General features: G+C 35.5%; 22 protein-coding genes. 5 read left to right on the top strand and 17 right to left on the bottom strand.

Annotated elements, in window-relative coordinates:
- Positions 1-104: 104 nt before the first annotated feature.
- From ACFPH8_RS01610 to ACFPH8_RS01545, 14 genes are all read right to left on the bottom strand, one after another.
- Positions 105-428 (bottom strand): DUF59 domain-containing protein, encoded by a 324-nt coding sequence (locus ACFPH8_RS01610; RefSeq protein ID WP_248396468.1) that lies wholly within the window; start codon positions 426-428, stop codon positions 105-107.
- Positions 429-497: 69 nt separating this feature from the next.
- On the bottom strand, positions 498-920 hold the full coding sequence (locus ACFPH8_RS01605) for a SufE family protein (protein WP_376859093.1): 423 nt from the start codon (positions 918-920) through the stop codon (positions 498-500).
- A 50-nt stretch (positions 921-970) separates the two neighbouring features.
- On the bottom strand, positions 971-1,696 hold the full coding sequence (locus ACFPH8_RS01600) for an META domain-containing protein (protein WP_376858194.1): 726 nt from the start codon (positions 1,694-1,696) through the stop codon (positions 971-973).
- Positions 1,697-1,810: 114 nt separating this feature from the next.
- Entirely contained in the window at positions 1,811-2,134 is a 324-nt protein-coding gene (locus ACFPH8_RS01595) for a DUF4377 domain-containing protein (protein ID WP_376858193.1), read from the bottom strand.
- A 12-nt stretch (positions 2,135-2,146) separates the two neighbouring features.
- Positions 2,147-3,361 (bottom strand): aminotransferase class V-fold PLP-dependent enzyme, encoded by a 1,215-nt coding sequence (locus ACFPH8_RS01590; protein WP_376858192.1) that lies wholly within the window; start codon positions 3,359-3,361, stop codon positions 2,147-2,149.
- Positions 3,362-3,498: 137 nt separating this feature from the next.
- Positions 3,499-4,812, bottom strand: a complete 1,314-nt coding sequence (gene sufD / locus ACFPH8_RS01585; RefSeq protein ID WP_376858191.1) for a Fe-S cluster assembly protein SufD — start codon at positions 4,810-4,812, stop codon at positions 3,499-3,501.
- Positions 4,813-4,964: 152 nt separating this feature from the next.
- Positions 4,965-5,717, bottom strand: coding sequence for a Fe-S cluster assembly ATPase SufC (sufC, locus tag ACFPH8_RS01580; protein WP_248396458.1), 753 nt, complete (start codon positions 5,715-5,717; stop codon positions 4,965-4,967).
- A gap of 1 nt (position 5,718) precedes the next feature.
- Complete coding sequence (locus ACFPH8_RS01575) at positions 5,719-6,150, bottom strand: hypothetical protein (RefSeq protein WP_248396456.1); 432 nt, start codon at positions 6,148-6,150, stop codon at positions 5,719-5,721.
- Between the two features lie 32 nt (positions 6,151-6,182).
- Entirely contained in the window at positions 6,183-7,631 is a 1,449-nt protein-coding gene (gene sufB, locus ACFPH8_RS01570; protein WP_376858190.1) for a Fe-S cluster assembly protein SufB, read from the bottom strand.
- Between the two features lie 50 nt (positions 7,632-7,681).
- The gene (locus tag ACFPH8_RS01565; RefSeq protein ID WP_248396452.1) at positions 7,682-8,011 is read right to left on the bottom strand and encodes a HesB/IscA family protein; all 330 of its coding nucleotides are present in this window, start codon (positions 8,009-8,011) and stop codon (positions 7,682-7,684) included.
- Between the two features lie 182 nt (positions 8,012-8,193).
- Positions 8,194-9,264 (bottom strand): cytochrome-c peroxidase, encoded by a 1,071-nt coding sequence (locus ACFPH8_RS01560; RefSeq protein WP_376858189.1) that lies wholly within the window; start codon positions 9,262-9,264, stop codon positions 8,194-8,196.
- Between the two features lie 10 nt (positions 9,265-9,274).
- Positions 9,275-10,045, bottom strand: a complete 771-nt coding sequence (locus ACFPH8_RS01555) for an MbnP family protein (protein WP_376858188.1) — start codon at positions 10,043-10,045, stop codon at positions 9,275-9,277.
- Complete coding sequence (locus tag ACFPH8_RS01550; RefSeq protein ID WP_376858187.1) at positions 10,042-11,367, bottom strand: hypothetical protein; 1,326 nt, start codon at positions 11,365-11,367, stop codon at positions 10,042-10,044. The genes ACFPH8_RS01555 and ACFPH8_RS01550 overlap by 4 nt, the downstream gene beginning before the upstream one ends.
- A 7-nt stretch (positions 11,368-11,374) precedes the next feature.
- Complete coding sequence (locus ACFPH8_RS01545) at positions 11,375-12,862, bottom strand: choice-of-anchor B family protein (RefSeq protein WP_376858186.1); 1,488 nt, start codon at positions 12,860-12,862, stop codon at positions 11,375-11,377.
- A 313-nt stretch (positions 12,863-13,175) separates the two neighbouring features.
- Here ACFPH8_RS01545 and thiL point away from each other — a divergent pair, with 313 nt between their 5' ends.
- Entirely contained in the window at positions 13,176-14,225 is a 1,050-nt protein-coding gene (gene thiL, locus ACFPH8_RS01540) for a thiamine-phosphate kinase (RefSeq protein WP_376858185.1), read from the top strand.
- Between the two features lie 12 nt (positions 14,226-14,237).
- Here thiL and ACFPH8_RS01535 read toward each other — a convergent pair whose 3' ends face one another.
- Positions 14,238-14,516, bottom strand: coding sequence for a hypothetical protein (locus ACFPH8_RS01535; protein WP_248396438.1), 279 nt, complete (start codon positions 14,514-14,516; stop codon positions 14,238-14,240).
- 63 nt (positions 14,517-14,579) lie between these two features.
- Positions 14,580-15,353 carry an alpha/beta fold hydrolase gene (locus ACFPH8_RS01530; protein ID WP_376858184.1) on the bottom strand — a complete coding sequence of 258 codons (774 nt, stop codon included), beginning with the start codon at positions 15,351-15,353 and terminating at the stop codon, positions 14,580-14,582.
- A 76-nt stretch (positions 15,354-15,429) separates the two neighbouring features.
- On the opposite strand from ACFPH8_RS01530, the gene brnQ reads away from it, so the two are divergent.
- Complete coding sequence (brnQ, locus tag ACFPH8_RS01525) at positions 15,430-16,722, top strand: branched-chain amino acid transport system II carrier protein (RefSeq protein ID WP_376858183.1); 1,293 nt, start codon at positions 15,430-15,432, stop codon at positions 16,720-16,722.
- Between the two features lie 32 nt (positions 16,723-16,754).
- Here brnQ and ACFPH8_RS01520 read toward each other — a convergent pair whose 3' ends face one another.
- Positions 16,755-18,047 carry an aminopeptidase P N-terminal domain-containing protein gene (locus ACFPH8_RS01520; RefSeq protein ID WP_376858182.1) on the bottom strand — a complete coding sequence of 431 codons (1,293 nt, stop codon included), beginning with the start codon at positions 18,045-18,047 and terminating at the stop codon, positions 16,755-16,757.
- 230 nt (positions 18,048-18,277) lie between these two features.
- Here ACFPH8_RS01520 and ACFPH8_RS01515 point away from each other — a divergent pair, with 230 nt between their 5' ends.
- The 3 genes from ACFPH8_RS01515 (at position 18,278) to ACFPH8_RS01505 (ending at position 22,898) form a co-directional block, all read left to right on the top strand.
- Complete coding sequence (locus ACFPH8_RS01515) at positions 18,278-21,121, top strand: VPS10 domain-containing protein (protein WP_376858181.1); 2,844 nt, start codon at positions 18,278-18,280, stop codon at positions 21,119-21,121.
- 59 nt (positions 21,122-21,180) lie between these two features.
- On the top strand, positions 21,181-22,062 hold the full coding sequence (locus ACFPH8_RS01510) for a hypothetical protein (protein ID WP_376858180.1): 882 nt from the start codon (positions 21,181-21,183) through the stop codon (positions 22,060-22,062).
- Between the two features lie 158 nt (positions 22,063-22,220).
- The gene (locus tag ACFPH8_RS01505) at positions 22,221-22,898 is read left to right on the top strand and encodes a succinate dehydrogenase cytochrome b subunit (RefSeq protein ID WP_376858179.1); all 678 of its coding nucleotides are present in this window, start codon (positions 22,221-22,223) and stop codon (positions 22,896-22,898) included.
- The last annotated feature ends 12 nt before the right edge of the window (positions 22,899-22,910 follow it).

Below are 22,910 nucleotides of genomic sequence, written 5' to 3'. Positions count from 1 at the left end.
GGGATCAAGATTGAAGGTTCAAGATTCCAGATTTAAAAATATAGTTTTAGGTGCCTAAAAATGATTTAAACAATCAAAAGAAAAGTATAAGGCGAAAGTGCTGTTTACAGCATGCCTAATTCTAATTTGGCTTCTTCACTCATTAATTCTTGGCTCCAAGGTGGATCAAATGTAATTTCAACTTCGGCAGATTTTACACTGTCAATGGATTTTACTTTCTCTTCAACCTCTAAAGGCAATGTTTCAGCTACCGGACAATTTGGCGTTGTTAAGGTCATTAGGATTTTAACATCGCAATCTTCATTAACGAATACATCGTAAATTAATCCTAATTCGTAAATATCGACAGGGATTTCTGGATCGAATATGGTTTTAATAACGCGAACTATTTGTTCGCCTAATGCAGTTGTATCTATTGTTTCACTCATCTTTTTTGTTGTTAAGTTGATTGCTTACTATGATTTGTCGTTTAAACAAATCAACTATTACAGTTTAAATTAATTAAGCTGTGTTTGATACGCTATGGCGTACATTTTTAACTGTTTTATCATACTTACTAAGCCGTTGGCGCGCGTTGGTGATAAATGGTCTTTCAAGCCAATGTCATCAATAAAAGCTGTATTTGCGTTTATTATATCTTTTGGTGCTTGATTTGAAAATGCACGAATGAGAATAGCAATAATACCTTTGGTGATAATAGCATCACTATCTGCTGTGAAAACAATTTTATTATCTACCAAATCTGCATGCACCCAAACTTTACTTTGACACCCTGATATAAGGTTGTCGTCGGTTTTATATTGTGCATCAATTAAAGGTAAATCTTTCCCTAAATCAATCATGTATTGATAGCGTTCCTCCCAATCCTCAAACATAGAGAATTCGTCTATAATTTCGTTTTGTATGTCTTCAATTTCCATCGTCATAATTTTATGCAAAAATACAATAAGAAAAGCAGCTATTCAATTATTTACTGCTTTTCAGTATGGGCAATTAATTCTGAAACTAGTGCTTCAATGGCTTTTGGAGGGTTGCCAGCATCAAAAGTTGGCGTACGGTAGTTTGTGCCATTTTTCGTGATTTTTAAAGTGGCTCCAGCTGCACCATCATACTGATGTGCTTTGGAAGGTGGCTCCAACGTTTCAAGCGCCTCTAAATTTAAATCGGCAATTTTGTTGTTAAGTGCCGTTATTTCGGTTTCTGAAAGCGATTTAATTTGCATTTTAGAAGTTCGGTCTTTTTGAAATGATATACTTTTATTTTCATAAGTAATCATTAAATAATAACCACGAGAAACTGCCATATATTCTACCTGATATTCTTTTTGATCACTCATTTTTTCGGTGTTTGAAGTTTCTGATTTATTCATGGTTATTAAAACGGCTCCTTCTTTATTATAAAAAGATATTACACCGTTATTTTCTGAAAAACGAATGGTTTCATGTAATGCTTTTAGAACGTGTTGTTCAATTTTATTTGCTTCTGGACGACACATTTTTCGCGTGCTTGCTAATGGTCCAAATTCCAAACCAGAACCCGTAGATGAATAACTGCCGGAAAACTGATTGCAACCTGAAAAACCTGCCACTCTATTTTTTTCTATGTTAAACATAATGTTTAGATTGTCATCAATTACGGCATTTTCTCCCACAGCTATAATACTATAATTACCGGATAAAGGTGTTTGTTTATTCATAGCAGAGGCCTTTTTACTATTCCCACAGGAAACTATAAAAAGGCAGGTGACAAGTAAGCTGATATATTTCATAATGGTTGTTTTTTATATCTTTATTACAAAAAGAAAGCCAAACTAGTCAATTGCTGTAGTTGATTTCTCTAAAATTTCGACCAAGGTGTATTTAATGCTAGAGGCGTCTGCAGGTGGATTAGCCATGGTTTCTTTAGAGACGCTTAATTTATAATAATAACCAGTTTCGAAAGTGAAACCTTCTATTTGTCCATAATAAAATGTCCAATCGTCTTGACTGTTAAATTTTATCTGCATACATTTTTGCGGGCTTACACCAACACAATCTACTTGCTCATTGGCAATATACATGGTTGTGGCATCTGTATGGCTGCAAGAAAATGTGATTAAAACAATAAGCCCAAATAGTATGTTTTCTAATTTCATAGCTTCGGATATTTATGATAACATCATTTGTGCTTTTATAACACCTGTAATTAAAGCATCTACTTCAGCTTTTGTGTTGTAAAAAGCAAAGGATGCTCTAACTGTTCCTGGAATTTTATAAAAGTTCATAATAGGTTGCGCACAATGGTGACCTGTACGAACTGCAATACCCATTTTATCTAATAGTGTACCAATATCATAGGGATGAATTCCTTCCAAATTAAAGGAAATAACCGAGGTTTTATTTTTGGCAGTCCCATAAATTTTTAGACCTTCTATTTTTAATAGTTCGGTTGTTGCATATTCTAACAATTCATGTTCATATCTAGCAATAGCATTAAAACCAATGTTGTTCATATAATCAATGGCTGCTCCAAAAGCAATACCACCACAAATATTAGGTGTTCCGGCTTCAAATTTATGCGGCAAATCCGCATAGGTTGTTTTTTCAAACGTTACTTCGGCAATCATTTCACCACCACCTTGATAAGGAGGTAATTTATTAAGCCAATCTTCTTTTCCATATAAAAAACCAACGCCTGTTGGTCCGCACATTTTATGAGCTGAAGCTACATAGAAATCAATATCCAAGGCTTGCATATCGGCTTTTATATGTGGGCAAGCTTGTGCGCCATCTACCAAAACGGCTGCACCAACTTGATGTGCTTTTCTAATAATTTCTTCTATTGGATTGATGGTTCCTAATGCATTTGAAATGTGATTTACAAATACAAGTTTGGTGTTTTTAGACAGCAACGTACCATAATCATCCATAATTAATTCGCCAGCCATATTCATAGGAATTACCTTTAAAGTGGCTCCTGTTTTTTCGCATAACATTTGCCATGGCACAATATTACTATGATGTTCTAATGCTGAAACTATAATCTCATCGTCTTTTGTTAAAAGTGATGAAAAACCATTGGCAACCAAATTAATACCTTGTGTTGTTCCAGCAGTCATGATAATTTCATGGGCATGTTTGGCATTAAAATGTTTTTGAATGGTGTGTCTTCCTGCTTCGTATTTATCGGTAGCTTCTTGACTTAAGGAGTGAACGCCTCTGTGGATATTAGCGTTGTAATTGCTGTAATAGTCTACAATAACATCAATAACCTGTTGCGGTGTTTGTGATGTGGCGGCATTATCTAAGTACACTAAAGGTTTACCATTTACTTGCCTTTGAAGAATGGGGAAATCTTGTCTAATTTTTTCTACGTTAAACATAGTTTTGTTTTAAATAGCCCCGATAGTAGCGGTATCCTTTTTGCGTTTTTTTGCAAAAAGATTTAGCGGATAGCGGGAAATAGCTTCAAAAAAAAATAGGTATTTCCCACTACTCGTAATTTTAGATTTTAATTTAACTACAAATCGAAACCAATATTTACGCCTAATTTATTGGCAATAATTTTGGTAATACGTTCCTTTATTTCAGGGACTTTTACCGAGCTCATTACGTTATTACTAAAAGCAAACATAAGTAATGCTTTAGCTTCCTTTTCGGGAATTCCACGAGAACGCATGTAAAACATAGCACTTTCATCCAATTGACCAATGGTACAACCGTGTGAGCATTTAACATCGTCAGCAAAAATCTCTAATTGTGGCTTGGTATTGATACTAGCTTTATCGCTCACTAGAATGTTGTTGTTGGCCTGAAACGCATTGGTTTTCTGTGCTTCTTTGTCCACAAGTACTTTTCCATTAAAAACGCCGGTTGAACTATCTGCAAAAATACCTTTATAATCTTGGTGACTTTCGCAATTTGGTTCAATATGATGCACCAATGTGTTGTGATCTACATGTTGCTTATTGCCAATAATTGTAATGCCCTTTAATGTAGAATCAATACGTTCCCCGTTTTGATAAAAATTCAGATTGTTACGCGTTAATTTTCCGCCAAACGAAAAGGTGTGTACAGAGGCATGACTTTCGCGCTTCTGATTAATGAAAGTGCTATCAATTAATGATGCATGCTCATTGTCATTTTGAATTTTATAATAATCAACAATTGCACGTTTGTTGGCGTAGATTTCCGTTACGCTATTGGTTAAAACAGGATTTTCTGTTAAACTTTGATGGCGCTCGATAATTTGCACATGCGAATTTTCATCCACCACAATTAAATTTCGAGGCTGTAACATTAAAGCCGATTCGTTTCCGGTAGCAAAATGGATAATTTGGATAGGTTTTGCAACCAATTTATTTTTTGGAATATGAATATAAGCACCTTCTTGTGAAAAAGCGGTATTTAAAGAAGTAACACTATCTTTAGTTGCTATTTTATTGAAATAATTTTCAATGATTAAGCGGTATTTAGGCTTGTTTAAAGCTGATGACATGAGACAAACATCAATACCTTCGTGGGTAGTTTCTGATAAATACGACGAATATTTTCCGTCCACAAATACAATTTTATAGGTATCAATATCATGGATAAAATACTTTTTAACATCCTGATAATCTAATGCATTTTCCTGTTTTGGAAATACGCTATAATCATGTTTTAAGACACTTTTTAATGAGGTGTACTTCCAAGCCTCATCCTTTTTGCCAGGGAATCCGTTCGTTTCGAATGTTTTTATTGCTTCGCTTCTAATATCATGCACTGGTGAATCGATATCAAGTCGATCTTCCAATACCATAAATGAGGATACTAATTTATCTTTTAATTCCATGTAATTCAGTTTTCAGATTTCTATTTCGTGTTCAAATAATCCTGAACTTACTAAAGAAAGCTGTTTGCTATTTTATAATTGTAAAGCGTTTTAATTGGCGTGATCAGTTGGAGTAAGCATTAGCAAACTGCGACTGAACACTACAAACTAATTTATGCGTTTACTTCTTCTTTAATCCAGTCGTAACCTTTTTCTTCAAGCTCATGGGCTAACTCTTTTCCACCTGTTTTTACAATGCGGCCTTCGTGTAATACATGAACAAAATCTGGAACAATATGATCCAATAAACGTTGGTAATGCGTAATAACTATTACGGCATTATCCTTGCTCTTAAGCTTGTTTACACCATTAGCTACAATACGTAAGGCGTCAATATCTAATCCTGAATCGGTTTCGTCTAAAATAGCCAATTTAGGTTCTAGCATTGCCATTTGAAAAATTTCGTTACGTTTTTTCTCACCACCAGAAAACCCTTCGTTTAATGAACGTGATAAAAATTTTCTATCAATTTCTAGCATTTCTGCTTTCTCACGAATTAATTTCAGCATGTCTTTGGCAGGCATATCTTCAAGTCCTTTAGCTTTACGTGTTTCATTAATGGCTGTTTTAATGAAATTGGTAACGGAAACACCCGGAATTTCAACAGGGTATTGAAAGGATAAGAAAATACCTTTATGTGCGCGCTCTTCAGCGGCTAAATCATCTATGACAGCATCTCCTAAAGAAATGGTGCCATCTGTTACTTCGTATTCTTCTTTCCCTGCAATTACCGAAGCTAGTGTACTTTTACCAGATCCGTTAGGACCCATAATAGCGTGAACTTCACCTGGGTTTACTTCTAAATTGATGCCTCTTAAAATGGCTTTATCGTTAACACTTGCGTGTAAATTTGTTATTTTTAACATGTTATTTGGATTCCAATTTTACTACATTATTGGTTTCAGGGTTTGAAGCTGAAACGCTTAAAATTTCTTTTATTTCTACACGAAAAGGCCAGCCTTCTTCGTTTTCTGGTTTTGGTACTATTTTTCCACGTATGGAAACTGTGGCGTAATCTGTTGGTTCTTTTTTATAGGCTTCTGCCATTTTATTAAGTTCCATCATTTTATCGTCCATAATAACGCCATAAACTTCACGATGCGTTTGTAATACGGCTGCATCTGAATAGTAAACAAATTCACCTTTTAATAAGGTTAGTCCATCGCTTTGTTTTTTGGTACGATTGGGGCTATCCATATCAATAGCTTCTGTTTCTATAGTGGTTTCTGCGGTTTTACTATCATTTTTACAACTGATAAAAACAATAGATATTATTAAAAGTGTGGCTAGTTTTTTCATAAAATATCACTAAAAAGATTGATTATTTGATTTTATCCCACGGAACCTTCTAAACTAATTTCCAATAGTTTTTGAGCTTCTACAGCAAATTCCATTGGGAGTTTATTTAATACCTCTTTACTAAACCCATTTACTATAAGTGCAATGGCTTTTTCAGTATCTATACCACGTTGGTTGCAATAAAATATTTGGTCTTCACCAATTTTACTCGTGGTTGCTTCGTGTTCTATAATGGCCGTTTTATTTTTAGCTTCAATGTATGGGAAGGTGTGTGCGCCACATTCATTACCCATTAACAAACTATCACATTGTGAAAAATTTCGTGCATTTTCTGCTCGGGAGCTAATTTGAACTAATCCTCTATATGAGTTTTGTGAATTTCCGGCAGAAATACCTTTGGAAATAATGGTGGATTTGGTATTCTTTCCTAAATGAATCATCTTGGTTCCCGTATCTGCTTGTTGATGGTTATTTGTTACTGCTATTGAGTAAAATTCACCTACAGAATTATCACCTTTTAAAATACAACTTGGATACTTCCAGGTTACAGCCGATCCTGTTTCTACCTGTGTCCAAGATATTTTAGAATTTTTCTCGCAAATTCCACGTTTGGTTACAAAGTTAAAAACACCGCCTTTGCCTTCCGAATTTCCTGGATACCAGTTTTGTACGGTTGAATATTTTATTTCGGCATCATCCAATGCAATAAGTTCTACAACGGCTGCGTGAAGTTGGTTTTCATCACGACTTGGAGCTGTACAACCTTCTAAGTAACTTACATAACTGCCCTCGTCTGCAATAACTAAAGTTCTTTCAAACTGACCAGTTCCTGCTTGGTTAATTCTGAAATAGGTTGATAATTCCATTGGACAACGAACGCCTTTTGGAATATAACAGAAAGAACCATCACTAAATACGGCTGAATTTAAAGCGGCATAAAAATTATCTTTTTGTGGAACAACGGTTCCTAAATATTTTTTGACTAATTCTGGATGCTTTTGAATGGCTTCCGAAATACTCATAAAAATAATACCTTTTTCACCTAAAGTTTTCTTGAAGGTTGTTGCTACTGAAACCGAATCCACAACAACATCCATGGCCACGTTGGCTAATTTTTTTTGCTCATCGATAGATATGCCTAGTTTTTTAAAGGTTTCCAGTAATTCTGGATCCACTTCATCTAAACTGTCATATTTAGGCTTGCTATTAGGAGCGGAATAGTAGGAGATGGCTTGAAAATCGGGTTTCTGGTAATGAACGTTTGCCCATTCAGGTTCTATCATGTCTTGCCAAACGCGAAAGGCTTCTAAACGCCATTCCGTCATCCATTCCGGCTCTTCTTTTCGTTTTGAAATAGCACGAACAACATCTTCATTCAAACCAACAGGAAATGTATCGGATTGGATATCTGTGTAGAAACCGTATTCGTATTCCTTGGTTTTTAATTCTTCTCTTAAATCGTCCTCTGTATATTTACTCATGTGTATTTTCTTTTTTAGTCCTTCCAATTGAGAAGGTTAGGATGGGATTATTATAGTGAAAAACTTTCACCACAACCACACGTTCTATTTGCATTGGGATTATTAAAAACAAAACCAGTACCATTCAATCCGCCAGAATATTCTAGGGTGGTTCCAATGAGGTATAAAAAGCTTTTTTTATCAATAATGATTTTTACACCATTATCTTCAAAAACTTTATCGCCATCAACCTGGTCTTTGTCAAATTTTAAATCGTAAGATAAACCAGAGCAGCCGCCGCTTTTTACACCAACGCGTACATAGTCGGTTACCGCATTATAGCCATCTTCAGTCATTAATTCAACGACCTTCTTTTTTGCTGTTTCAGATACTTTTATCATAGTCTTAATTAGATTTACTCTAAATAGTATGCAAATATACAATATATGTCATGGATTACCATATAACCTAACATGATATTAACAGATGGAAGCATAGATAAAAATTATGCGAAATTATCTTTAATTTCTAGTGGATAATCTTGAAAAAAATATAGGATTTAAACAGCAGTTCCTGTCAGCTGTTAATTTTGAAATGCTGGATTATTAATAAAGGAAGGGTCTGATAAAGTCAGTAAAAAAGCCTTTAAATCGGCTTTGTCTTGAGCAGAAAGCTGCACACCACCTTGTGCTACTTTTTTCATCAACGGATCAATGGTTGGTGAATTTTGTAAGCCTTCACTATAATGATTAATAACATCATCCAAGGTTGCAAAACGACCATCGTGCATAAATGGCGCGGTAAATGCTAAATTACGTAAGGAAGGCGATTTGAATTTGCCATTGTCAGCGGGATCTCCTGTTACGGCTCCAAGTCCCAAATCGGTAATTGTGGCATCCAAACCGTTATTATGAAACATATTATCGGTCCATAACGGGTTGTTGGGATTGCCATGACAGTGAAAGCAATCGCCTCGGGTTTCATCCATAAAAACATTTAAACCGTTGGTTTCTTGAGGTGTTAACGTAGCCTCACCTAGCAAATATTTGTCAAATTTTGAGTTGGCCGAAATGAGTGTGCGCTCAAATTGCGCTAAAGCCTTGGTAGCTTTTTCTTTGGTAATCACGCCTTCACCGAATGCATTATTAAATAGATTTGGATATTCAGGATGTTGTTGTAATCTTGTAACAACGGTTTCCCATGTGTTATGCATTTCTACGGGATCTTCTACAGGAACTAACGCTTGGTGTTCCAAACTGAAAACGCGACCATCCCAAAAGAATTGTTCGTCATAATTCCAAGCTAAATTAAAGAGTGGCATGGAATTTCTGTTCCCAAGAATACCGTCAATACCTGTGCTAAATTGAGAATTATCTGAAAAGGCATTTTGTGGGCTATGGCACGTTGCACATGCTTGTGTGTTATTAGCGGACAGTAAGGGGTCAAAAAATAATTTTTTACCAAGAGCAACACCCTCTATAGTTTGCGGATTATCAATGGGAATTACAGGGTTGATTATAAATTGCGCAAATAATGGTGGAATAGCCAAAGGTTGGGCCGTTGGCTTATTAACATATTCGTCTGAATCATCTTTACTACAAGACGTAATAAAAATACAGAAAGTTAAAAGTGTATATGTTAATGCTGTTTTCATTTACAATATTTTACTGCGTGATGTTTCCAATAGAAAACACGGTATTAACATTGGCTTGCATCATTTTTTGCGCATCGTAATTTGGCATTAATGAGGTGTCAAGAACATTTAAATCCCAAGTATTTGGGTTTTTGAAAAATTCAGCAATATTCATTTTTATCTCAATGGTAGCATTATTTGTAATTGTGATTGGTGTTGGTAGCGTTATTTTGGCAAAATTTTGCTCAAAAACATCTGCGCTTACACGTGCTGTGCCATTGTGAAAATTATATGGCATTGGGGTTGTGTTTACATTATACATGCCATCTAGCTGCATAAAGTGATAACCGCCACCTAGCATTTCTGGCCAATTCCAAGATGCACTATTTAAGTCGGGATAAGCACCATCAATATTATCTGTTTCATTAAAACCCCAAATAAATTTTAAGGTGTAAGTTCCAATTGGAATTATGTTGTTGTCAGGTGAAAAATTATAGGTTGTTTCATTGGATAAATCAGTAAATTTATACCCATTGAAACTATAAATATCGCCGTTTTGATTTGTTAGTTCAAATCGTGAAACAAGATAGCGCAAACTTGTCATATTCATAATTTCACCATGCGCGTTTGTCACGGTTTCAGTTTGAATATTGCTACTATTTATAGCTGTAGCATCCCAATTATGGGTAAAATTAAATGTAATTGCAGCCTTGGTTTGGACAGGCGTTAGGAGATCGTCATTATCTTCACCACAGGAAAAAATAACAAAAGTTAACATTAATATTGAAATTGCTTTTTTCATTTTGTTCTTATTATTAATAAGTCTGTAAAACCTTTATTTTCTACAATATCACCATCTGAACTACTAGATTTCCCAACACCAATTATGGTGTTATCTTCTAACTCTATTGCGCTTAGACAAAAATCAATAGCAGAACCACCAATGGAATTTTGCTTGATAATGGAGCCATTGGCATCAATTTTTAATAACCAAGCATCATTTTGTCCCTTATTGCTGGACAAATTCCCGTCGGCACTTCTAGAACTCCCTGATATTATAAAGTTTGAATTAGTTGCTTTAGCAATGGATAATCCAGCATCAAAATCACTTCCACCAAACGTTTTTTCCCAAATAATATTTCCGGAAGGTGATATTTTTATAAGCCATAAATCTGCAGCACCTAAATTATTTGAAATATGAATATCACTACTGCGTGTGTCTCCAATAATGAGAAAATTACCATCTCCAGAATCCACTATACTGCGCGCTTCATCTATTTGAGTGCCACCAAAATTTTCTTCCCAGATTATGGTTCCTGAATTAGATATTTTCACCACCCAAAAATCATAATCACCTATATTATTAGCAATGTCAACATCATCACTATCAGAGGATCCAACAATTATGAAATCACCTTCAGTGGTTTGAATGGCATCAAACGGGGAATCGGTAAAGCTTCCGCCATAGTATTTGCTCCATTCAATGGTGCCTTCACTGTTCAGTTTTAAAGCCCAATAATCACCACCTGCGTGTTTGGAACTAGCGTTTTTAGTATTTCCAGCACCACCTGATGCTGTAACATCTAAAATACCTGTTATAAAAAACCCGCCATCTTGTGTTATTAAAATGGATTTGCCACGGTCAGCTCCTAAATAGCCATAGGATTGTTGCCATAATAAATTTCCGTAAGAATCTAGTTTTGCCAACCAGTAATCTTGTGCGCCTGCATTGCTGGTTACATCGCCATCATTACTATCACTATAACCTAAAACGGCAAAACCGCCATCTGATGTCTGAACTATATCTTCGCCGCGATCATCACCCGATCCACCATAAGTTTTGGACCATTGCATGTCATGATTCGCATTAAATTTTAGCACCCAATAATCATAACTTTCATTAGTCTTATCGGCAATATCGCCATCCGAACTTTGAGTAAATCCTAAAATAGCATAGCCGCCATCCATAGTTTTGATTATGGATTGACCACTTTCATTTTTAGATCCACCTAATGTTGTTGCGGTTGTGGTGGAGTCCACAGCAGAAGCTGGGGTTGTATCATTATCTGATGAGCAACCCAGTATGAATAGTGTCGTTAATAAACTTAATATTTTTAGTTTCAAGGTGAATTTAATTTTGCTTTCTTACTATAAATAAGCCACCTTCAATATCGCTAATAATAATATTGCCACTAGCAAAATAAGGGTATACGTTCCAGGCACCATGGAAACTAGTGCTATTATTCGCTGGATAAGAATCAAAGAAGCCAACTTCGGTCATGGTGCTATTACCAATTCCGGAAATATCTACAAATCGAACGCCTGCTGTGTAATTAGCAATATAAAATGTATCGCCCTTTACATAGCCATTATGGTCAATTGCAGCTGTTGGTCCATAATAATCCATGTGAAACAACGGGTTGTCTAAATCTGTAAAATCAAAGACAATGGTTCGCGTATTACCACCAAAACTTTGTTCGTCAGTTTCATCTCCTAAAATGAAATATTGTAAATCATCCGTAAACCAACCTTGATGAGTATAGCCTATATTGGTATAGTCAATACTAGAAATAATTTGAGGATTTGCTTTGTCTGTTACATTTACTATTACAACTTCAGTTTCATTGCTTCCAATTAAAATTTCTTGACCGTTATAATCGGCATCTGGACCATTGTAGTTTAGAACTTGTGCATCATGAGAATATCCAAAAAAGCCACCTTCTTCAACAGGGCTTAACGGATTCTGAATATTAATGAATAAAGGGCCTCCCGCATAGGTTCCACTTCGGCTAGTTCCTACAATGTAGGCATAACCAGAATCTTCATTAATAACAATATTATGAGCGCTTCCAAAACCTGTATAATGGGTGTCAGCTGTAAACGTTTCTGGCGGATTTGGCACATTACGCAATCTACCTAAATCAAAAACTTGCATACCATAACCACTAGCTTCACTAACAATAAAAGCGTAATCATTATACACTTTAACATCGCGCCAAATATTGCCTCTGTCACCAGGATTAGCGGAAGCTAAACGGCCTAAAAATATAGGGTTTATCGGGTCTGAAACATCCACAAATGCTGTTCCTTGTGTGGTGCCAACAAGTGCATATTCCTTACCTGTTGTGCTATCTGTCCAGCCCCAAGAATCGTTACCCTCGGCATTAGGTTCACCGATAATGTTAACGGGAATATGACTCAATAAGTCATAGCCATTACATGGGTAAGGTCCAGCCATACCATTTTCACAAGGAAATAATGGCGTAGTAGCAGGGGTGTCTTGACAGGCGTTTCCAATACCATCATTGTCATCATCCTCCTGATTTGGATTGGCTATAGTTGGACAGTTATCCTCACTGTCTGGAATACCATCGTTATCTGTGTCTATGATGATAATATCTTCACAGGCATCACCAATTCCATTGTTGTTGGCGTCTTCTTGATTTGGATTTGATAATTCAGGACAATTATCTTCATTGTCGGGAATACCGTCATTATCGGTATCTACAACAACAATTGGTTCTACAGGTTCATCATCACATGCTTGTAGCGTTGAGAAAACAATAACGCAAATAAATAAGAGTTTGATAGTTAGGGGGAATTTAAAAAGGTGTTTCATAGGTTTTTTTGTTGCGGCTTAAAGGGTATTATACACCGCATTGAATTTTAATTATAAACGATTTTCGTGCAATTTTATTGCTTTGATTAAGACTGGATATTAAATTAAAACATGAATTATATGTCATATTTTAAATTAACTTGGACTTTACAAGATTTCATTGTTTAATCTGAACAAAATTAACGGATTATTTAGTAAAACAGGTGGCATTAAGCTTTTTTTTGTGTTAAAAATGAATTTAGTGTTTAGTCATGATCTTATTTTTTTAGATGAACATGGCTACAAATAACTCCAAGCTTCTTATTTTTGCATTATGATAGAAGATAAAAATCAACAACGCACCCAATTAGAGAATTTAGGCGAATTTGCTCTAATAGATCATTTGACATCCAACTTTAAAATTACTCAAAAATCAACTATAAAAAGTATAGGTGATGATGCGGCTGTTTTAGATTTTGGTGAAAACCAAGTCGTTGTTTCTACCGATTTATTAGTGGAAGGCGTGCACTTCGATTTAAGTTATATGCCTCTGAAACATTTAGGTTACAAAGCCATTATGGTAAATTTATCGGATATTTATGCTATGAATGCTTTGGCAACTCAAGTCACAGTTTCCATTGCGGTTTCTAATAGATTTCCGCTAGAAGCCTTGGAAGAGTTATATGAAGGCATTCATACAGCAGCCAATATATACGGTGTGGATGTAGTTGGTGGTGATACGACTTCCTCGACGTCTGGATTATTAATTTCCGTTACCGCAATAGGAGAAGTTGCTAAAGGTGAAGCCGTTTACAGAAGTGGTGCTAAACCGAATGATTTATTAGTGGTTTCAGGAGATTTGGGTGGTGCTTATATGGGATTACAAATTTTAGAACGCGAGAAAGCCGTGTTTAAAGTGAATCCAAACAGTCAGCCTGACTTAGACCAATATACCTATATTGTTGAAAGGCAATTAAAGCCAGAAGCGCGTAAAGATATTATTACTTTATTAAAAGAATTGGAGGTGAAACCAACGTCTATGATTGATATTAGTGATGGATTATCATCTGAAATATTACACTTATGTAAACACAGCGCGGTAGGTTGCGATTTATATGAGGATAAAATCCCTCTAGATCCTCAAGTAATTTCTACCTGCGAAGAATTTAATATAGATAGCACAACTGTTGCTTTAAATGGTGGTGAAGACTATGAATTATTATTCACCATTGCGCAAGAAGATTTCCCTAAAATACAAGCAAATCCTAATTTTAGTGTTATAGGTTTTATGCAAGAAGCTAGCGCTGGCATGCATTTAGTTACGCGTGCTGAAACTAAAATTCAATTAAAAGCTCAAGGTTGGAAGAGTTTTAATGACGAATAAACCGTTTTGCAACTAACCCGTAACTCGTAGTGTATTGTCTGTGTAGCTGTTAGAGGCTAAGCGCAAAGCGCGACGTGAATACATTTGCTCTAGGATACTGTTTATTTCCATAAATTTTGGAGTCAGTTCCGTAAGCTTACCATTTCCATTAGTGGTGGCTTGCTTTTTACAATGCTTACATTGGTACTCTTTAACGTGTAAAGTTACTTTTCGCGAAACGTGAAAATCATGACCAAAAATATTGCAATATAATTTCGGTATGAAAGCGATTTTTTGATTAGTAGGTTTCATTCTTTTTGGTTTTGGGTTCCATAAAGCTATCAAAAAAAACACTTTAACCGTTAAAATCAATAATTATTCGATGAAATGCACAATTTCATGTAGGAATAAACTTTCATTTTCAATATAACTCATGTGTCCATCAGGAAAAATGACAAAATTAGTATTTGTCTCTTCGGCTTCCTTTACAAGATCATCACATGGAATAACCGTATCATTACGACCAATAATTAGTAATTTAGGAAATATAGCTGTTTTGAGAATATCAGTTCGGTCAGCTCTGATTTTCATGCCTTCCAGAGCAGCTATTATACCTTGTTGCTGTGTTTTTAGTGCTTCTTTTTTGACATGAGAAATTTCGTTAGTAAGTAAAGACTGGTTTTTTAAAGCGAATAAATTAGTAACAGCCATACTAACAAAAGCTCGGTGGTTTTGCTTAACCGCTTTTACAGCACGTGTTCTATTTATTTTTCGTTCAGGACTATCTGCCTTTGCCGTACTATTCGCTAAACATAATCGCAATATCATAGTGGGGAATTTTTCAGCGAAAGCTAATGCCACATAGCCACCCATGGAATGACCAATAAAAATACTTTTATCAATTTTTAAATGAACTAAAACCGCATGAATCATTTCAGCCATCAGTTCCATGCTATGAATATATCCCAAACAACCCGTTTTACCATGTCCTAATAAATCAATGGCAATTACCCGATTGGTCTGGATAAGTTTCGGAATTAAGCGTTCCCACATCGTGCTGTTTTCTAAAAATCCGTGAAGCAAAACGATTGGTGTTCCTTTGCCTTGGTCGGAATAAAAAACAGAAGTACCTTTATAGTCTAATATCATTTTTAAAGTATCTTGGACAAAGATAACAGAGTTTAAATCTTTATTTAATAATCCATTTTTGTTTTTCAGAAATTATATGAATAAAACCAAACAAACCTTTATTGTTGCTTTTGCACTTTTTTCATTATTTTTTGGAGCAGGTAACTTAATTCTACCGCCATATTTAGGCGTGCAAGCGGGAGGGAATTGGTATTTGGTAGCTTTTGGTTTTGCTTTAACAGCTGTTATAATCCCCATTTTAGGAATATATGCGCATGCTAAATTGCAAGGCACTATGTTCGATTTTGGCAAAAAAGTATCACCTATTTTTAGTTCGGTTTATTGTGTGTTTATGTATGCCATTGCCGTTGCTTTACCTGCACCACGAACAGCTTCTGTAACACATGAAATGGCAATTGTACCATTTTTTGATTCGTCTACCTTACTAACAAGCTGTATTTATTTCGCCTTGGTTTTTCTGTTTGTTATGAATCGCTCGCGCCTTTTAAGTTTAATTGGTAAATATTTAACGCCTCTAATTGTTATCATATTATTAATCATAATTGGTTTAGGAATTTATGGCGGCTCATCAGAAACAGTTACTACGGCTGTTAGTTCATCATTTGCGCTAATAACATCTGGAATTTTTGAAGGCTATCAAGCTTTTGATGCTATTGCTGGTGTTGTGGTTGGTGCTGTTATTGTGTTGTCTTTAAAAACGTATGGAGAAGGTACTTTCGAAGAAAAGAAAAAACTAATCTCTCAAGCTGGATTCATTGCAGGCTTCGGACTATTCATTATTTATGCCGGCCTTATAATCTGTGGGTATTTGTTGCAAGCCAGTTTTTCGGAAAATGCAACCCGAACGGAAGTTTTAACCAGTTTAAGTCAATTAACGTTGGGTAATATAGGAACCACTTTTTTGAGTGTTTTAGTCGCTTTGGCATGTTTTACAACTGCCGTTGGTATTATAACGGGCGCATCTGATTATGTTAGTGGCTTATTCCAGGATTCTAGAAAAGCATATACTATAACGGCTATGTTATCATCCCTAATAGGTGTTATTGTTGGGAGTTATAATGTGGCCTTTATTATTGATATCGCGTTGCCAGCACTTATGTTTATTTACCCTAATACTATTGTGTTGATTCTGTTGAATGTGTTGCCACAAAAATTTGCTTCTGAAACTGTTTTTAAAGCCGTTGTATTGGTCACATTTATTTTCAGTATTCCCGATTTTTTAAAGTTTTTAATCCCTGTAAATAATTTACAAGGTGTCTTGAATAGTATTCCGTTAGCAAATCATAGTTTGGGTTGGGTGTTGCCAGCTTTGCTGACTTTTGTGATTGTTAATATATTTCAACCAAAAAGCCTCACCAATAAAAATTAATGAGGCTTTTATGAAATTTTAAGATTTAATTTTTATGAGTTCATAATATCTTCAATCTCTTCCAATTCAATAGGGATATTGCCCATTAAGTTTTTCGGTGCTCCAGATTCTTGAATCACTAAATCGTCTTCCAAACGGATACCAAAACCTTCTTTAGGAATATAAATCCCAGGTTCTACTGTAAAGACCATATTCGCTGTCATAGGTTCATGAAGTAAACCATAATCATGCGTGTCTAAACCAATATGATGAGACGTTCCATGCATGAAATACTTCTTGTAGGCTGGCCAATCAGGGTTTTCATTTTGAACATCCGATTTGTCTAATAAACCTAATTTTAAAAGTTCAGACGTCATTAATTTACCAACTTCTACATGGTAATCCGCCCAAATAGTTCCGGGAACTAGCATTTTTTCAGCTTCTTTTTTTACATGATTTACCGCGTTATAAACGTCTTTTTGTCGGTCGTTAAACTTTCCTGAAACAGGAATAGTTCTCGTCATATCACTCGAGTAATTAGCGTATTCTGCACCTACATCTAATAGGATTAAGTCGCCAGCCTTACATTCTTGATTATTCTCAATATAATGTAACACATTGGCATTATTTCCAGACGCTACTATAGGTGTGTAGGCAAACCCTTTAGAACGATTTCTTAAAAATTCGTGCATTAACTCCGCTTCAATTTCATATTCCATAACACCAGGCTTCACGAAATTTAAAAGACGGCGGAAACCTTTTTCTGTAATATTACAGGCTTGTTGCATGATGTCCAATTCAATCTTATCCTTTACGGAACGTAAACGCTGTAAGATAGGATTACTTTTGGCTACACTGTGAGCTGGATACTGCTCTTTTAGTTTTTTATTAAAACGGTCTTCACGTGTTTCCGTTTCGGTATTAGCACGATAATGCTCATTGGTGTTTATGTAAACCGTTTCGCATTGTGCCATGACTTCTTTAAAAATTTTATCAAAATCCTGTAGCCAATAAACGGTTTTTATACCAGACGTTTCAAACGCTTTTTCTTTGGTTAGTTTCTCACCTTCCCAAACCGCAATATGATCGTTGGTTTCTGTAACAAATAGTATTTCTCGATGCTTTGGGTTTGGGCAATCTGGAAATAGGACCAAGATGCTATCTTCTTGGTCTACACCACTTAAATAAAATATATTTCGGTCTTGTTGAAATGGAATGGTGCTATCTGCACCAATAGGGTATACGTCATTCGAATTAAAAACAGCTAAACTATTGGACTTCATTTGCGCCATAAAGTTTTTTCTGTTTTTAATAAAGAGTTGATTGTCTATAAGATGGTATTTCATGTGTTTGTTTTTTAATTGTCACATGTTTTCGCAATAAAAAAATTATCATTGGTAATAATGTTTTTAAAGCGCTCATTTCATGTGCTTAATTTTGATTTATTCAAAGTTACATGTTTCAAGATAGTTAAGAAAAATATCACATCACTTTTGGTTAATTTTAACACCAAATTTTGATGCTAGTTGCTTTATGTTTAATTTTCAATTTTATTCAATTAAGCACTCCTTTTTTTATGAAATGCCTTCAGCTAATCAATTATGGCTTTGTTTTAATGGTTGCAACTGCCTTTAGCCAACAACCTGCAACACCTTCTACTTTAATAGAAAAATCATTAGAACTGAAACACGTTTTAATGCAACAATCGCGCGTTAAAAATATCCCATTTACTAATATTGGACCTGCGGTAATGAGTGGTCGTGTAACGGATTTAGATGTGAATCCCGAAAACCCCATCGAGTTTTATGTGGCGTATGCTTCCGGAGGTGTTTGGCATACTGTAAATAACGGTGCGTCTTTTGTGCCAATTTTAGATTCGGCCCATACACAAAATGTAGGTGATATTGCTGTGCATTGGCCGACTAGAACTATTTGGGTTGGTACAGGCGAAAATAATTCGTCGCGTTCTAGCTATGCAGGAATTGGTGTTTTAAAATCTATTGATAATGGCAAAACATGGGAGCATGTTGGATTGCCAGATTCGCATCATATTGGTCGGATTTTAATAAATCCTGATAATCCAAATACTGTTATTGTTGGCGCCACAGGTCACTTATATTCGTCTAATAACGAACGCGGAATCTATAAAACTTTGGATGGTGGTAAAACATGGAAACAGACCTTGTTTGTAGATGACTCTAGTGGTATAATAGATGTGCAACAGGAGCCAAATAATTTCAATACCCTATATGCTTCTTCTTGGACACGAGACCGAAAAGCATGGAATTTTTCAGGAAATGGTGCTAATTCCGCAATTTATAAAAGTGAAGATGCAGGAAATACATGGCAAAAAATATCAACTGAAGCTAGCGGTTTTCCTACGGGAATTGGTGTTGGTAGAATAGGGCTAGCTGTTTTTAATGAAAACATAATTTACGCCTTGCACGATAGCCAATTTCACAGATCGGATTCAAAAGGAAAAAGCGAAATACGTGGCTTAACAAAGGAAGACTTTAAAACCATGACCGTAAATCAGCTACTAGATATAGATGATAAAAAGCTGAATAATTATTTAAAAACCAATGGTTTTCAAGAAAAATATCGCGCAGATAATGTGAAGCAACTCGTACGGACTGGGACCGTAAAACCCATAGATTTAGCGCATTATTTAGAGGATGCCAATGCTATGTTATTTGATACGCCAGTAATTGGTGCTGAGGTTTACAAAAGTACAGATGGGGGAAAATCTTGGAAAAAAACACATGACGATTATTTAGAAGGTTTGTACTTTAGTTATGGTTACTATTTTGGTGAAATTCGTGTGGATCCCCAAGATGCAAATGGGATTTATGTTTTAGGGGTTCCCATTTTAAAATCGAAAGATGGTGGGAAAACATTCACATCTATCAGTCGCGAAAATGTCCATGCTGACCATCAAGCGTTGTGGATTAATCCTAAAAAATCAGGTCATTTAATTGATGGGAATGATGGAGGATTAAATATCAGTTATGACGATGGTGAAAACTGGGAAAAACTAAATGTGAATGCCGTTGGACAATTTTATGCTATTAATGTCGATAACGAAAAACCTTACCATATTTATGGTGGCATGCAGGATAATGGGGTTTGGGTTGGTCCTCATAATGCTAGAGAAAGCAAAGGTTGGCATCAAAGTGGGCAATATGCATGGGAAGAACTTATGGGTGGCGACGGTATGCAAATTCAAATAGATAGTAGAAATTCTAATATCGTTTTTACAGGGTATCAATTTGGTAATTATTACAGAATAAACAGAAAAACTAACGAACGAAAATACATTCAGCCAAAGCATGAATTAGGCGAAACCCCCTATCGTTTTAATTGGCAAACGCCAATCTTGTTGTCGCCACATAATCAGGATATCTTGTATTTGGGCGGCAATAAACTCATGCGTTCCATGAATCAAGGTGACACTTGGCAAGCCATTAGCCCCGATTTAACCAATGGCGGTAAAAAAGGAAATGTTGCCTATGGAACCTTGTCCAGTATTAGTGAATCGCCATTTAATTTCGGATTACTATATACTGGAAGTGATGATGGTTTAGTACAGGTATCTAAAAATGCTGGTGGTTCTTGGGAATTGATTTCTAATAGTTTTCCAAAGGATTTATGGGTGTCACGCGTAATTGCATCTCAACATAAAAAGGAACGCGTTTATGTAGCACTCAATGGTTATCGCTGGGATGACTTTAGCACTTATATATATATGTCAAATGACTATGGAAAAACTTGGAAAGCTATCGCTTCCAATATGCCTATGGCTCCTGTAAATGTGATTAAGGAAGATCCAAAAAACGAAAACATTTTATATGTCGGGACTGATAATGGCGTTTATGTGTCCTTTAATCAAGGTGATTATTGGGAAGCCTTTTCAAATGGTTTGCCAGCTGTTGCTGTACATGATTTAGTTATTCACCCAGATGCTAACGATTTAATATTAGGAACTCATGGCCGTAGTTTATATACCGCCAATGTTGAGCCGCTTCAAAAAGTGAATGCTGCTTTATTAGCTAAAAATGTAACGGTATTTCCTATGGAATCTATGCGTTATTCCTCACGATGGGGAAGTTCTTGGAGTCAATATTTAGAGCCTTATGTGCCAGAAACTAGTATTAAAGTTTATGTGAAGGATGCCGGAAAACACACTATTGAAATTCGTTCAGCAAACAACGATTTACTAAATAGTATAACTGCTTATTTGGATGCCGGCTTCAATTATGTTTCTTATGATTTGTCGATAACCGAAAAAGGCAGAAAAGCACTGATGAAGCAACAATCGGATTTAACTATTCCGAAAGCGCAAAACGATACATACTACCTGCCAAAAGGTCTTTATAGTGTTCAAGTATCAGGGGAAATTGTGGATTTTGAAGTTAAGTAAGCATACAGTAAACATACTTTTTTTATTAAGTTTACGTTATTAACCCCAAATATTAAATTATGAAAATTTTAAATCTAATTATGTGCATCGTTCTTCTAGGAATTACTTCCTGTAGTAATGAATCTATAAACGAGCCTATAAGAAATCCTGCACCTGAAGAAGCCAATTTGGTTATTAAATTCAAATTTGATCCAAATCAAATTCGCTTGAATAATTTGGGTCAGCCAGCAACTATTCCAAATGGAAATGCGGCACAATCGCCAAATTTTGCAAGGATGAGTTCAAATTATATTGAATTAGCACCTACAGCAAATACCTTATTAGGAGAAGGAGCCATCGTTTACGACGGGCCATCAACGAATTTAGGAGGTGAAAAAGCTATAGATTTCAGTCAGGCTAAATTTGCCGGAAGTAATGAAACGTTTGTAACCATTCCGTTAAGTGAAATTGCAGCAGGTAGTTATAGTTGGGTACGCGTATCTTTAGCATATCAAGAAGGCGCTATTAATTTTTTAGCGGCTGATGGAAATGAGTATTCGGGAACATTAGCAAGTTTTGTTGGGTATAATACATATATTCCAGACTTAACATTTAATGGTGTTACTTTTCCGGTTAATGCTAATAAACTTCAAGGCTTTTGGGCTTTTGAAGCTTTAGGTTTTACATCTCAAGGTCAGGCTCCACCTGGAGCAACAACAGTTCCAAATCCGTTATTTGATTCCTCACCAATTCCGCAGGGTTCTTGTGTGGTGACAGGCAAATTTGAAAATGGACTAAACATTACTGGAAATGAAACCGAAGATGTCGTTGTCACCTTATCATTTTCTGTAAATAATAGTTTCGAGTGGACCGAAATTACAGCCGATGGCAAATATGAACCGGAAGCTGGAGAGCAGTTAGTGGATATGGGTGTACGTGGCTTGATTCCAATGATTGATTAGCATTAAGCTTTAACAAATATTAAACCCGTTTGACAGTATTAGTTGAACGGGTTTGCTTTTCTGTTTAAAATCATTCTAAATAGATAATATAAATGTCTGTATTTTGTCTAAAACTGATTTGAAACGTATCTTTGTTTGATAAATATTAAACTTCAACAATGAGCGGAATTTTGAATTCTTCGATTGGAAGAAAATTTGCCATGGCACTTTCGGCACTCTTCCTAATGATTTTTTTACTACAGCATTTTGCTATAAACCTCTTATCAGTATTCAGTCCTGATACGTTTAATGATGTGTCTCACTTCATGGGAACCTTCTGGTTAGTGCAGTATCTTTTTCAACCTATTTTAATTTTCGGTGTTATGTTCCATTTTATAATGGGATTTGTGCTAGAAATAAAAAACAATAGTGCTAGAAAAATTAGTTATGCTAAAAATAATGGCAACGCCAATTCATCATGGATGAGTAGAAACATGATTTGGAGTGGAGCTGCTATTTTGGCTTTTATTGTGCTTCACTTTATCGATTTTTGGTTTCCAGAAATTAACACCAAGTATATCCAAGGAGATATGTCTGGATTATTAGCCGATGGCGAAGGATTTAGATACTACGAAGAATTGGTTCATAAATTTGAAAACCCACTACGTGTTGCAGCTTACTGTTTAGCGTTTGTGTTTTTAGCACTGCATTTATTGCATGGTTTTATGTCCGCATTCCAATCCATTGGAGCAAATAACAAATACACACGAGGATTAAAAGGTTTTGCAAAAGTATATGCAATAGGTATTCCATTAGGATTTATTTTTATTGCGCTATTTCATCACCTAAATCATTAAAAAATATATCTA

This window comes from Bizionia hallyeonensis (assembly GCF_042657385.1).
GTDB classification, from domain to species: Bacteria; Bacteroidota; Bacteroidia; order Flavobacteriales; family Flavobacteriaceae; genus Algorimicrobium; species Algorimicrobium hallyeonense.
The sequence above is the reverse complement of the archived record's forward strand: the minus strand, read 5'-3'. Positions and strand labels throughout refer to the sequence as shown.